Raw genomic sequence first — 13787 nt, forward strand, 5'->3', positions numbered from 1 at the left:
AACGAGTCGCAGGTATTAGGGTTCGATACCCAATTCATGCTTCACCAGCGCCAACAACTTGCCCGTATCAATCGGCTTGAGCAGAAAATCCACCACGCTCAAATGCATCGCCGCAATCGCGTCTTTCACATCGGCATCGCCAGAAACAATGATGATCGGCATCGCCGCGCGTACCGACTCCCGCACTTGGCGGATCAGATCCAGACCATCGACATTGCCCATGCGCAAATCGGTAATCACCAGCCCGATCGAAGGTTTCTCCGCCAGCATCTTCAATGCCGTTTCACCACTGGCTGCGGTCATGCAACGAATGCCGTCCAACGCGAGAATCTCCGATAGCAGTTCCCGAGCGTCCTTGTCGTCATCGACGATCAAGACGCGCTGCGGTGGCAGGTCGGGTTCGAGCATCACTGCGCTGAGCGCTTCACGCTCGGCATCGCTCAAAATATCGTGGTCGGACATGGCGTTCTCTAAATGTTCAAATCAATCCCTTGGCAAGTGGTCAGACATCGCAGGGCAGAGCTTCAATGTGCACTTCGTCGGATTTTTTTCCAAGAGGGTAACCGAGGGAATTTCCGACTGTTTGCGTAGGGCATCTCCGAAACTTCGCCCATGGTGGCAAAACCTAGACTTACGTCCAATGGGCACCCTGTCCGTAGGGGCCGACCATGGCCATAACGATCCGACAACAACAATTCGAAAAAGACTGCGGTAATGGTTATGAGTAAAGCGGACGCCTTCACCCAGGCAGGGAAAACCGCGGTATTGCAGAACATTCAGGGCACCCTGCAATTCCTCCAGCGCTTCCCGCCCTTCAATCAGATGGAACACGCCCACCTCGCCTATCTGGTGGAGCAATGTCAGCTGCGGTTTTACGCTCAGGGCGAGAGCATCATCAAACCCAGCGACGGCCCGGTCGAACACTTCTATATCGTCAAACAAGGCCGGGTGGTCGGCGAACGCCAGCACATCACCAAGCCCGGTACCGAAACCACTTTCGAAATCACCACGGGCGAATGCTTTCCCCTGGCCGCGCTGCTTGGCGAACGCGCGACCCGCACCGAACACCTCGCGGGCGAAGACACCTTCTGCCTGCAACTGAATAAACTCGCCTTCATCAAGCTGTTCGCCCTCTCCAACGCCTTCCGCGACTTCGCCTTGCGCGGGGTCAGCAGCCTGCTCGATCAGGTCAATCAGCAAGTGCAGCAGAAAGCCGTGGAAACCCTCGGCACGCAGTACTCGCTGAACACCCGCCTGGGTGAACTGGCGATGCGTCACCCGGTGACGTGCAGCCCGGACACACCACTGCGCGAAGCGGTGAAGCTGATGCACGAGCAACAGGTCGGCAGCATCGTCGCGGTGGATGAGCACAAGGCGCCCCTGGGGATTTTCACCCTGCGCGATTTGCGCCATGTCGTGGCGGAAGGCGTCGGTGATTTCAGCGAAGCCATCGAACGCCACATGACCCGCGCGCCCTTCTATCTGTCGCCGGATCACAGTGCCTTCGACGCGGCGATCGCGATGACCGAACGGCATATCGCCCACGTCTGTCTGGTCAAGGATCAGCGCTTGTGCGGCGTGGTCTCCGAGCGCGATCTGTTTTCCCTGCAACGGGTCGACCTGGTGCATCTGGCGAGGACGATCCGCAGCGCTCAGCGCGTCGAACAACTGGTGAGCCTGCGGGGCGAGATCGGCCAACTGGTCGAACGCATGCTCGCCCACGGCGCGTCGTCGACGCAGATCACCCACATCATCACCCTGCTCAACGACCACACCGTGTGCCGGGTGATCGAACTGACCCTCGCGGAAAAAGGCGACCCCGGCATTCCGTTCACCTGGCTGTGTTTCGGCAGTGAAGGCCGCCGCGAACAGACGCTGCACACCGATCAGGACAACGGCATTCTGTTCGATGCCCGTGATGCGGCACATGCCGCCGAGATTCGCGGCAAGCTGTTGCCGATTGCCCAGCAGATCAACCACAGCCTGGCGCAATGCGGCTTCACTCTGTGCAAGGGCAACATCATGGCCGGCAACCCCGAGCTGTGTTTGTCGCGGGCCGAATGGGCGCGGCGTTTTGCAGCTTTTATTCGTGAGGCAACGCCGGAGAACCTGCTGGGGTCGAGTATCTATTTCGATTTGCGCGTGGTCTGGGGAGATGAGCAAAGCTGCGAGCAACTGCGTCGAGGCATTCTTGATCAGGTCGGCGACAACCGTTTGTTCCAGCGCATGATGGCCGAAAACGCTTTACGCAATCGTCCGCCAGTGGGGCGTTTCCGTGAGTTTGTGCTGGCACGCAAGAATGGCGAAAAAGCCACGCTGGATCTCAAGGTTCAAGGCCTGACGCCATTCGTGGATGGCGCACGCTTGCTCGCATTGGCCAACGGCATCGACGCCAACAACACCCTCGAACGCTTCCGCCAGTTGGTCGATAAAGAGGTCATCGAACGACTGGACGGCGCGGCGTATGAGGAGGCATATCACTTCATTCAGCAGACGCGCATGCAGCAGCATCAGTTGCAGACCCGCGAGAATCTGCCGTACTCCAACCGCGTCGATCCCGACAGCCTCAATCACCTCGACCGGCGCATCCTGCGTGAATCCCTGCGCCAGGCCCAACGCCTGCAAAGCAGCCTGACCTTGCGGTATCAGCTATGAGCCTGTTTTCGTGGCTGCGCCCGGCCAGTCCGGTAGTGCCAGCGGAGTTGCAGCAGCGTCTGGCCCAGTTGCCGACGATCAACGAACTGGGCGAGTGCACCCTGCGCGAACAACGCTGGGTGGTGCTGGATCTGGAGACCACCGGGCTCAACCTGAACAAGGATCGCGTGCTGTCGATTGGCGCGGTGGTGATCGAGGATGGCGCGATCGATTTCAGTCAACAGTTCGAACGCACGCTGCAATGCCGCGAATTGAAGCTCAGCCCCAGCGTGCTGATTCATGGCTTGGGGCCAAATGCGATTGCCGCAGGCAGTGAGCCGGCCGAGGCCTTGCTGGAATTGCTCGAGTTTATCGGCGACAGCCCGGTGCTGGCGTTTCATGCGCCATTCGATCAGCACATGCTCGGGCGCGCATTGAAGGAACATCTGGGGCACAAGTTGCAGCAAGTGTTTCTGGATGTCGCTGATATTGCGCCGCTGGTGTGTCCGCAGGCGCAGATTCGCGAGGCCGGGCTGGATGAGTGGATCGAGTGGTTCAAGCTCGAAGTGTTCGAGCGGCATAACGCGAGCGCCGATGCGCTGGCCACGGCGGAGCTGGCGTTGATTCTGTTCAGCCGGGCGCGTCAGCAGCAGATTCATAGTCCGCTGAATTTGCAGCAGCGGTTGAGTCAGTGGAAGCGCCGCCAGCAAGCCCCCTCCTTCTAAAAGCCCCCTGTAGGAGCTGCCGCAGGCGGCGATCTTTTGACCTTGATCTGCAAAACCAGGATCAAAAGGTCGCACCCTGGGGCTTCTACAGGTTTATCCAAACGTGTCACCTGACCAGTGGCCAATTGCTAACCATTCCCACCTCTGCCAGAATCGCGAACAATTCGCGTTAGTTAATATTTCCCAATCGGTGATATTCGGTGCCTTCAGCCCAAAGCCCTCACAGTGATCTCGTTGGTGCGATGTATCGCGACCATCGCAGTTGGCTATTGGCTTGGCTGCGCCGCAATGTGGCTTGTCCGCAACGGGCCGAGGATCTAAGTCAGGACACCTTTGTGCGCCTGCTCGGCCGCGATGAATTGCTGACGCCCCGCGAGCCCCGAGCGTTTCTGGTGGCGATCGCCAAAGGCCTGCTGTTCGATTACTTCCGTCGCGCCGCGCTGGAACAGGCTTACCTCACCGAACTGATGCTGATCCCCGAAGGCGAACAACCTTCTATAGAAGAACAGCAACTGATCCTCGAAGACCTCAAGGCCATCGACCGCTTGCTCGGCAAACTGTCGACCAAGGCTCGCGCTGCCTTCCTTTATAACCGCCTCGATGGCCTCGGCCATGCCGAGATCGCCGAGAAGCTCGGCGTTTCCGTGCCACGTGTGCGCCAATATCTGGCGCAAGGCATCCGGCAGTGTTACATCGCCCTGTACGGTGAACCGACGTGACTCCGGCCAGTTCCCGTCCCGTGCCGGCCCATGTGCTGGACGCGGCGATTGCCTGGCAACTGACCCTCGATTCCAGCAGCCCGCTGGAGCGCGAAGAGTTCGCCAAATGGCATGCGGCCAATGAAGAACACGCCCGCGCCTGGCGCCAGTTGGGGATGCTTGATCAGCGTTTCAGCGTGGCCAAAGGCCCGGCCCGTAGCGCCTTGCTGCAATCGCGCGAGGGCATTCGCCGCCGCGTGCGCAAGTTGGGCAGCGGTCTGGCCAGCGTCGTGGTGATCGTGGGGTTGGGATTGTTCGCCAGTGAACGGTGGCTGCCGCTGGATTATTGGCTTGCCGATCAACGCACAGCCACTGGCGAGCAACGCATCGTGCATCTGGCCGATGGCACCGTGCTCAATCTCAATACTCACAGTGCCGTGGATGTGCGCTTCGATGAGAAGCAGCGGCTTGTCGTTTTGCAGGAAGGCGAGATTCTGGTCGAAACCGGCCACGGCGATCCGCGGCCCTTCATCGTCGAAACCCGCGAGGGCAGCATGCGCGCCTTGGGTACGCGGTTCCTGGTCAAGCGTGAGGACGACGGAACGCGTTTGAGCGTGTTGCAGTCGGCTGTCGCCGCCCATGCGCAGACGAATCCGCAGGAACAGATCCTGCGTGAAGGCCAGCAAGTGCTGCTGCGCAGTGATGGTCTGGGCTCGATCGTCGCCCTCAACCCCGGCGCCGATGCCTGGACACGCGGCATGCTGGTGGTCGACAACGCCCGGCTAAGCGATCTGGTGCACGAACTCGGGCGTTATCGGCGTGGGCATCTGGGCGTGGCGCCGGAAGTGGCCGACCTACGGATTACCGGCAGCTTTCCGCTGCATGACACCGACAAAGCCTTGAGCGCCCTGTTGCCGACCTTGCCGGTGCAGATTGAGCAGCACACGCCTTTTTGGGTGACTGTCGCCAAGGCTGATTCCAAGCCTGATTAATGGTTTGTCTGAGCGGCCGCCATCGCTGGCAAGCCAGCTCCCACAGGGATCTGTGGTGAATATCAATTTTGTGAACAGCACTGAACCCTGTGGGAGCTGGCTTGCCAGCGATGAGGCCGCAGTAGCCTCCACTTTCAGTTAATCGAAATTATTTTCATCCAGCCCTATCACTTTTTCAGTTTCATCCGGCACACAGGCAATTGAGAAATATTTCCATTCAGGAGCCGCCGTATGTCCCGTTCGCTAGACACCTTGTTGCGCCCCAGTCTGCTGGCTGTCGCCATCGCGCTCAGCACGCCGCTGATCAGCAACCCGTTGCTTGCCGCTGAACAAGCGTCCAGCGTGCGCGCCTACAACCTGCCGGCGGCGCCGCTGTCGACCACCCTCAACCAGATCGCCAGCCAGGGTGGCCTCGCGCTGTCGCTGAGCCCAGCGCTGGCGGCGGGCAAGACGTCGGCGCCGGTCAACGGCCAATACGACGCGGCCGGCGCTCTGCGCGCGGCCCTGCGTGGCACCGGTCTGCAACTGGAACAGAGCGGCGCGGGCACTTACACCTTGGTCGCCGTACCTGACGGCGCGATGGCCCTGCCGGAAACCGCAATCATCGGTGTGGAAAACCTCGAAAGCGCCTGGGGCCCGGTCGAAGGCTACACCGCCAGCCGCACCGCCGCCGGCACCAAGACCGACACCGCGCTGGTCGAAGCTCCGCGTTCGATCTCTGTGGCGACCCGTCAGCAAATGGAAGATCGTGGCGTGCACAGCCTCGACGACGCCGTGCGCTACATGCCCGGCATCACCGCCAGCAGCTACGGCAGCGACACCCGCATCGACTGGCTGCGCGTACGGGGTTTCGAACCGACCCAGTACCTCGACGGCCTGGCGCTGCCACGCGGTATCTACGCCAACCCGAAACCGGAAACCTGGAACCTCGACCGCCTCGCCTTGCTGCGCGGCCCGGCTTCTTCGGTGTACGGCCAGACCCCGCCGGGCGGCCTGCTGGACATGGTCAGCCGTCGTCCAAGCGCCGAAGCCAGCAGCGAAATCCAGTTGCAGTACGGCAGCGACAATCACCGCCAGATCAACTTCGCCAGCACCGGCAAGATCGATGAAGCGGGCCAGTTCCTGTATGGCATCAGCGGCGTGGTGCGCGACAGCGATACGCAGATCGACCATATCGAAAACAAGCGCTACAACATCGCGCCGAGCCTGACCTGGAACATCGACGACGACACCAAGCTGACCCTGCTCACGCAGTTCACCCGTGACGATACCGGTGTCACCAGCCAGTTCTATCCGATCCAGGGCACCAAGATCGACATGCCCTTCGGCAAGATCTCCCACCACAAGAACCTCGGTGATCCTGACTACGACTTCTACGACCGCACCTACTACGCGCTCGGTTACGCCTTCGAACATCGCCTGAACGATGTCTGGCAGTTCAAGCAGAACCTGCGTTACACCAAGTCGGATCTGGCGTTCCAGACGGTCACCGTCAACAGCTACAACCCGTCGTTCGCCGGTTTCACCGTGGATGATCAGGGCAACGTCGGTCGCGGCACCACCAACGTCGATGAGGACATCAGCCAATTCGCCGTGGACAACAACTTCCAGGCTGACTTCGCCACCGGCGACATCCGTCATACCCTGCTGCTGGGTCTCGACCATCAGCGCAGCAACGACAACTACACCTCGATCTTCGGCAGCGCGCCGGAGATCAACGTCAACAACCCGATCTACGGCCAGACCATCGTTCGTCCACCGCGCTCCAGCGCGTTTTACGATTACAACCAGAAGACCACCCAGACCGGCCTTTACGTGCAGGACCAAATGGCTCTGGATCAGTGGCGTCTGACCCTGGGCGGGCGCGAAGACTGGGTGCACACCAGCACCAAATTCTTCAACAAGGACGACGCCACCAACACCCAGCGTGACAAGGCGTTCAGCGGCAACGCGGCGATCAGCTACGTGTTCGACTCGGGCTTCGTGCCGTACTTGTCGTACGCCGAATCCTTCCAGCCGACTGCTGGCGCCGATGCCACCGCCACCGACTCGTTCAAGCCGACCGAAGGCAAGCAGTGGGAACTGGGCATCAAGTACCAGCCACCGGGCAGCAAAACCCTGCTCAGCGCGGCGGTGTATGACTTGACCCAGAAGAACGTCTCGGTCAACAGCATCGTCAACAACGTGACAATCACCAGCCAGACCGGCGAAGTGAAAGTCAAAGGCCTGGAGCTGGAAGCAGTCTCCGACGTGACCGACAACCTGAAAGTCATCGCCGCCTACACTCTGGCCAAATCCGAAGTGCAGAAAGGCGTCGACAAGGGCAATCGCCTGCAACTGATGCCGAACCAGCAAGCCTCGCTGTGGACTGATTACACCTGGCACACTGGCGTGCTCGACGGCTTCGGCATCGGCGGCGGTGTCCGTTACACTGGCAACACCTATGGCGACAAAGGCAACACCTGGCTGGGCAAAGCGGACGCTTACACCGTGTTCGACGCCGCCGTGCATTACGACCTCGGTCGTCTGGACAACAGCCTCAAAGGTGCGTCGCTGGCACTCAACGCGACCAACCTGTTCGACAAGGACTACATTTCCACCTGCGACGGCTTCTATTGCTACTACGGCGACCAGCGCAGCGTCATCGCCAGCGCCACTTACAAGTGGTAAGCAACTGAGCTGAAACAGGCCCTGTTACCAGGCCGTCCCTCGTGGACGGCTTTGGTGTTTTTGAAGGTCATGAAATGAAAAGTAAAACTATTCGTCGCTGGTCGTTCGTCCACACCTGGACCAGTCTGATCTGCACCGTGTTTTTGCTGATGCTGGCGCTGACCGGTCTGCCGTTGATTTTCAGCCATGAAATCGACCATCTGATCGGTGATGCCCCAGAGTTGCGCGAGATGCCGGCCGACACGCCGCAGCTCAATCTGCAGCAACTGGTGGACGCGGCGCAGAAACATCGTCCCGGCGAAGTCATGCAGTACTTCGGCTATGACGACGAAGACCCGAACGCAGCGTTCGCGATCATGGCGAAAACCGCCGGCACCGAGCCCAACTCGTCGCACACCTTCATGCTCGATGCGCGTACCGGCGAAGCGCTGGAAACCCCGTCGGCCAACGGCGGCTTGATGCTGTTCATCCTGCGCCTGCACGTCGACATGTTTGCCGGGCTGCCGGGCAAGTTATTGCTGGCGTTCATGGGCTTGCTGTTTGTCGTCGCCATCGTGTCCGGGACGGTGTTGTATTTGCCGTTCATGCGCCGGTTGAAATTCGGCACGGTGCGTCAGGAAAAATCGACCCGTTTGCGCTGGCTCGACCTGCATAACCTGATCGGCGTGGTCACCCTGACCTGGGCGTTAGTGGTCGGCGTGACCGGCGTGATCAGCGCCTGCGCCGACCTGCTGATCGCCGCATGGCGCAACGATGCACTGACCGCCTTGATCGAGCCGTACCGCGATGCCCCGCCGCTGACGCAACTGGCACCCGCCACGCGTTTGCTCGACATTGCCGCTGAAGTCGCGCCCGGCATGAAACCGGATTTCATCGCCTTCCCCGGCACGCGGTTTTCCAGCGAACACCATTACTCAGTGTTCATGAAGGGCGGCACGCATTTGACTTCGCACTTGCTGACGCCGGTGCTGATTGATGCCACCACCCTGAAGGTCACCGCCGTGGCCGAACGGCCGTGGTACATGGACGCCATGGGCATGTCGCAGCCACTGCACTTCGGTGACTACGGCGGCATGCCGATGAAAATTCTCTGGGCCACCCTCGATGTGCTGACCATTATCGTCCTCGCCAGTGGTGTGTACCTGTGGGTGGTACGACGCAAGGCCGCCAAGCCTGTACTGGAAACGGCGGAGGCGTCTGCATGAAGCCGCGTCAGTCGAATTTCTGGAAAGTATTCAGCACGCCGCTGGTGATTGCGCTGCTGAGTGCGGCGGGGTTGTTTGCGGCGTTGTTGGGGGATGGGATCTGGGATGCGTTGAGCTGGGTCGGGCTGGGTGTGCCGGCGTTTTTGGCCATCAAGGGATTGCTGCTGCGCAGCTAGTTTTTGCGTTGTCGGTAATGGCCTCATCGCTGGCAAGCCAGCTCCCACAGGTTTTGCGATGAACGCAGATTTCAAGTTCGGCAGAAATCCTTGTGGGAGCTGGCTTGCCAGCGATGGCGGCCTTTGGAACGCCATAAATTACCTCGCCAGCCTCGCCGCATCTGGCTAGGCTAACCTTCTGCTCTTCGACGATCACCGAGGTTCATCCATGTCCGCCCCCAGCATGACCCTGTACCACAACACCCTCTCCCCGTTCGTACGCAAAGTGATGGTCTTGCTGCATGAGACCGGTCAGCAGGATCGCGTCGCGTTGCAAGACTGCGTGCTCAGCCCGGTCAGCCCGAGCGCGGAGCTCAATGCCGACAATCCGCTGGGCAAGATCCCGGCCCTGCGTCTGGCCGACGGCAATGTCATCCATGACAGCCGCGTGATCCTCGAATACCTCGACCAACAGCACGTCGGCAACCCGCTGATCCCCCGTGAAGGTGCGGCGCGCTGGCGGCGTCTGACCCTGGCCTCGATGGCCGACGGGATCATGGATGCTTCGGTGCTGGTGCGTTATGAACTGGTGCTGCGCGCGCCGGAAAAGCATTGGGACGAATGGCTTGAAGCCCAGCGCGACAAGATCCGCCGCGCCCTCGCGGTACTGGAACACGATGCGATTGCCGAGCTGACCAGTCATTTCGATGTGGCGGCGATCAGCGTGGCGTGTGCGCTGGGTTATATCGATCTGCGTTTCCCGGATCTGGGCTGGCGCGACGCCAACCCGCAACTGGCCAACTGGTTCTTTGAGGTGAGCCAGCGACCGTCCATGATCGCGACTATGCCCAAGCCTTAGTTTTTTGACGCCTGCTCCGGCCTCATCGCTGGCAAGCCAGCTCCCACAGGATTTGCGTCTTCACCGAATCCATTGTGGGAGCTGGCTTGCCAGCGATGGCGGCACCTCGGTTCCACAGGCAAAAACCCGATAATCCGCGTCACCAACTCATCCTTCCAGCGCTGATCCTCACGCAACCCCAGCGACCGGCTCATTGCATCGCCCCCACATCAAACTCCAGCGGCTTGCCCGGCTTCTGCCCAATCCCGTACCAATCCAGTTTGCGCGTCAGCACCATAAACACACCAAGCAAGCCGAACAGCAGCAACGAGCCCATCAACAACGCGTAATCCTCGGCACTCAACAACCCGTAGAGCAGGCCATACAGCGCCGCCAACCCTGCCGAAAAACTTAAGCCATGACGCACGCTGTGCAGCACATGGCAGACGTAAAACCCGATCAACAACACACAACCACTGGCCGACAGCAAATACGCCAAAGCAAACCCAATGTGTTCCGACAACGACAGCAACAACAGATAAAAGAACGCCAGCGCGACACCGACCAACGCGTACTGCACCGGGTGCACCGCCAGGCTCTTGAGCACTTCGAACAGGAAGAAACCGGCGAACGTCAGGACAATGAACAGCAGCGCATATTTGATCGCCCGGTCACTCTTCAGGTACTGATCCACCGGGTCGATGAAACTCACCCCAAAGCTGCGCCCGTTGAACGCCTCGCAATCATTGCTGCCCACGCATCGGCTCATGGCGTCTTGCAGGTTGGTCGAAAAGAACGTGGTCTGCCAATCGGCGCTGAAGCCCTGATCGTTGATTTCGCGTTTGGCCGGCAGGAAGTTGCCGATAAAGCTTGGATGCGGCCAATTGGCGCTAAGGCTGACGCTGCTGGACTTGCCCACTGGCAGCACTTGCAGCGAGCCGGTGCCTTGCAGGCGCAAATCAAAACCGAAACTCAGCTCGGTGGTTTTGCTGGTGTCGAGCAGTGGTAGCGTCACCCGCACACCTTCACCGAGCCAACCGACTTGGGTGCCGGGAACGAAGTCCAGGCGCTGGCCATCGAGTTCCAGTTTCAGCGCATTTTCGATGCCACGAATGTCGCTGATCCCGACCGCGAGAAACGCTGCATCAAACTGATAATCCGTGAAGTCCTCTTTGATGCCCAACTGCGCCGGCAATGAGAAATGGCCGTTAATGCGGTTGTCGGCATGGAATAGCCGCGCCTCATAAATGCCCCGCGCGCGCAGTTCGGTTTGCACCTGACCGTCGAGTTCGAAACGCTCCGGCAAGAAGTACAAACGGCCGCGCTCTTCGCTCGGTTCGTCGTAACGCTGGTTGGTCTTGTCGTTGGTTTTCCAGTTGTGAATCACTTTGCGGTACGGCACCACCATCACCGGCCCGCTCAGTTGCTGGCTGTAGCTGGAACTGCGGGCGATGTCTTCGAGCACGCCGTCGCGCAGTTGCTGGCGGTCGTCGATGACGCCGTCGATCATCAGCAGCGGTATCAGCAACAGCAGGATCAGCAAGGCGATGGCGCCGAGCTTGATGGTCAGATTCTTGTTCATGGGACTCTCCCTGTTTGGATGGGCAGAGTCTGGTGATCGGGTGTGGGGGGTTTGTGGGGGGAATGTGGAGATTGTGTGGAAAGATCAAAAGATCGCAGCCTTCGGCAGCTCCTACAGGGGTCCGTAACCCAATGTAGGAGCTGCCGAAGGCTGCGATCTTTTGACTGTATCAAGGCAAGCGCAATACCACTTCAACGCCTCCCTCAACATTACGAATGCTCATCGCCCCACCATGCAACTTGACCACCTCTTCAACGAAGTTAAGCCCCAACCCCGTACTTTTTCGACCACTGTCCGGGCGCGGTAGCGAGTAAAAGCGCTCGGTCAAACGCGGCAAGGCGTAATCGGGAATCGGTGCGGTTTCATTGAAGAGTCGGCAAACAATCTGCTCCTCGTCGCGCTGGGCACTGAACCGCAGCAAGCCCTGACGCGGGGTGAAATCCAGCGCATTCTCCAACAGATTGCCCAGCGCCTGACGCAGCAAAAACGGCTCGCCGATCAGCAGCAGATCCGCCGCAATCGTCTGTTCAACCCGCAACTGCTTGCCTTCAATCCGCGCCGTCTGCCCCTGCAACAACTCATCGACCAACACGGCCAACGGCACGGCAACCCGCTCCTCCAATCCTTGACGTTGTTCGACCTGCGCCAGATTCAGCAAGCGTTCGATCAACTGCTGCATACGCGCACTTTCGCTGTCGATGTTGCCGACAAAACGCAGTCGCTGAACCGGTGGCATTTCCCCTTGCAGCAACTCTGCCGCGCCACGAATCGCTGCCAGCGGGCTCTTCAGTTCGTGGGTCAGCGTGTGCACGTAACGCTCGACGTAGGCCTTGCCTTCCAGTTGCGTACGCATCTGTTCCACAGCGGTAGCCAGTTGTTCCAGTTCGCCGCCGCGATAGTGCGGCACTTCCACCCGTCGGCCTTCGCTCACGGCCTGGGCATACCCGGTCAACCGGTGCAGTGCACGGCTTAGCCACCACGACAGCAACGCGCCAAACAGCAGGCCGAGGCCGATCAACCCGGCGCCGTAAAAAAGCAGACGTTTTTCCGTGCGATCAACGTAGGGCTGCAATGAGCTGTTGGGCTTGGCCACGGTGACCACGCCGATAATCTGGCCGTTGTCGCGGATCGGCGCGCCGACGTGCATCACTGACGAAGTGGCGTCGTCGGGATCGCTGCGGGTCGAGCGTGCGCCGTACTCACCGCGCAACGTCAGGTAGACGTCGTTCCAGCGCGAGTAATCCTGACCGACTGCGACGCCACTGGAATCGAGCACGACGATGCCTTTGGCGTCGGTCACGTAAATGCGGTGGTTGACCTGATTTTTCGGCAGCCCCCAGATCGTCGCTTGCGGCTGACGTTCGCCGTAAGCGCGGAGCAACTCCGGCCAGCGGTTCTCGCTGAGGGTGCCGGCCTTGAAATCGTCTCGCAGGATTTCCGCCATCAAATTAGCGGTATCGACGAGGGTTTCTTCGGTGGACTGGCGCACGCCGGGACGGATTTCTTCCATCACCGTGTTGAGCACAAAATAGCCGGTAAGGCCGATGAACAGCACGTACACCAGAAAAATCCGCAGGCCCAGGGACATCAGCTGTGCCCCGGGCTGTAGCTGTAACCGAGGCCGCGATGGGTCTGGATCGGCTCGGCATCGGCTCGCACAAGACGCAACTTGGCGCGCACGCTTTTGATGTGGCTGTCGATACTGCGCTCGTAGCCAGCATCGGCTGCCACGCCCAACGCGTCGAGCAACTGTTCGCGACTGAACACTCGCTCGGGTTGTTCGAGCAGGCATTGCAGCAGGCGAAATTCATGGCGGGTCAGGCTCAGGTTCTGGCCGCGGTAACTGATTTGCACACGTTCAGGATCGACGCGAAACAGCGCTGAAGAGGCTTCAATCGGGGGGCGCGGCGCCATGCGTTTGAGGATGGCCTTCACCCGTGCGGCGACTTCCCGCGGGCTGAACGGCTTGACCACGTAGTCGTCGGCGCCAATCTCCAGCCCGACCACGCGATCGATCTCGGCATCACGAGCGCTGAGGAACAACACTGGCACTTCGCTGAAGCGCCGCAATTGTTTGCAGGTCTCGAAGCCACTGATGTCCGGCAGGCCGATGTCGAGGATGATCAGGTCGGCCGGGGTCTGTCGCTGATGTTCCAGCGCTGCCGCGCCGAGGCTCAGCCACGTGGTGACGAAGCCCTCGCCCTGCAAGGCAAAAATCAGCGTGTCGGCAATCGCCGCTTCGTCTTCGACAATCAGGATATGAGGCATGGCGTCCGAGCCCGTGGTTG

The 13787-nt window shown here is 60.1% G+C and carries 12 protein-coding genes; 8 read left to right on the forward strand and 4 right to left on the reverse strand.

The genetic code is table 11. The annotated features are described in order from the left end of the window. Positions 1-15: 15 nt before the first annotated feature. On the reverse strand, positions 16-462 hold the full coding sequence (locus tag AC3Y64_RS25715) for a response regulator (protein ID WP_430946100.1): 447 nt from the start codon (positions 460-462) through the stop codon (positions 16-18). A gap of 258 nt (positions 463-720) precedes the next feature. Here AC3Y64_RS25715 and AC3Y64_RS25720 point away from each other — a divergent pair, with 258 nt between their 5' ends. The 8 genes from AC3Y64_RS25720 to AC3Y64_RS25755 all read left to right on the forward strand — a co-directional run bounded on the left by AC3Y64_RS25720 (position 721) and on the right by AC3Y64_RS25755 (position 9938). After that, positions 721-2655 (forward strand): putative nucleotidyltransferase substrate binding domain-containing protein, encoded by a 1935-nt coding sequence (locus AC3Y64_RS25720; protein ID WP_489985674.1) that lies wholly within the window; start codon positions 721-723, stop codon positions 2653-2655. Next, positions 2652-3359, forward strand: coding sequence for a 3'-5' exonuclease (locus tag AC3Y64_RS25725; protein ID WP_489985675.1), 708 nt, complete (start codon positions 2652-2654; stop codon positions 3357-3359). The genes AC3Y64_RS25720 and AC3Y64_RS25725 overlap by 4 nt, the downstream gene beginning before the upstream one ends. A gap of 242 nt (positions 3360-3601) precedes the next feature. Next, a complete protein-coding gene (locus AC3Y64_RS25730) occupies positions 3602-4078 on the forward strand; it encodes an RNA polymerase sigma factor (protein WP_489985676.1) in 477 nt (158 codons plus the stop codon). Then, positions 4075-5049, forward strand: a complete 975-nt coding sequence (locus tag AC3Y64_RS25735) for a FecR domain-containing protein (protein ID WP_489985677.1) — start codon at positions 4075-4077, stop codon at positions 5047-5049. Before AC3Y64_RS25730 ends, AC3Y64_RS25735 begins: the two co-directional genes overlap by 4 nt. A 231-nt stretch (positions 5050-5280) precedes the next feature. Beyond that, positions 5281-7719 (forward strand): TonB-dependent siderophore receptor, encoded by a 2439-nt coding sequence (locus AC3Y64_RS25740; protein WP_489985678.1) that lies wholly within the window; start codon positions 5281-5283, stop codon positions 7717-7719. 74 nt (positions 7720-7793) lie between these two features. Beyond that, entirely contained in the window at positions 7794-8924 is a 1131-nt protein-coding gene (locus AC3Y64_RS25745) for a PepSY-associated TM helix domain-containing protein (protein ID WP_489985679.1), read from the forward strand. Continuing rightward, complete coding sequence (locus tag AC3Y64_RS25750; protein ID WP_489985680.1) at positions 8921-9100, forward strand: hypothetical protein; 180 nt, start codon at positions 8921-8923, stop codon at positions 9098-9100. Before AC3Y64_RS25745 ends, AC3Y64_RS25750 begins: the two co-directional genes overlap by 4 nt. A gap of 208 nt (positions 9101-9308) precedes the next feature. Next, entirely contained in the window at positions 9309-9938 is a 630-nt protein-coding gene (locus AC3Y64_RS25755; RefSeq protein WP_489985681.1) for a glutathione S-transferase, read from the forward strand. A gap of 190 nt (positions 9939-10128) precedes the next feature. Here the strand turns inward: AC3Y64_RS25755 and creD are convergent, their stop codons facing one another. The 3 genes from creD to creB form a co-directional block, all read right to left on the reverse strand. Continuing rightward, the gene (creD, locus tag AC3Y64_RS25760; RefSeq protein ID WP_489985682.1) at positions 10129-11499 is read right to left on the reverse strand and encodes a cell envelope integrity protein CreD; all 1371 of its coding nucleotides are present in this window, start codon (positions 11497-11499) and stop codon (positions 10129-10131) included. Between the two features lie 169 nt (positions 11500-11668). Next, positions 11669-13087: a two-component system sensor histidine kinase CreC gene (gene creC / locus AC3Y64_RS25765; protein ID WP_489985683.1), complete on the reverse strand. Its 1419-nt coding sequence runs from the start codon at positions 13085-13087 to the stop codon at positions 11669-11671. Next, a complete protein-coding gene (gene creB / locus AC3Y64_RS25770) occupies positions 13087-13767 on the reverse strand; it encodes a two-component system response regulator CreB (protein WP_489985684.1) in 681 nt (226 codons plus the stop codon). The genes creC and creB overlap by 1 nt, the downstream gene beginning before the upstream one ends. Positions 13768-13787 lie beyond the last annotated feature (20 nt).

The organism is Pseudomonas sp. 4CAES_32.4 (assembly GCF_058136335.1).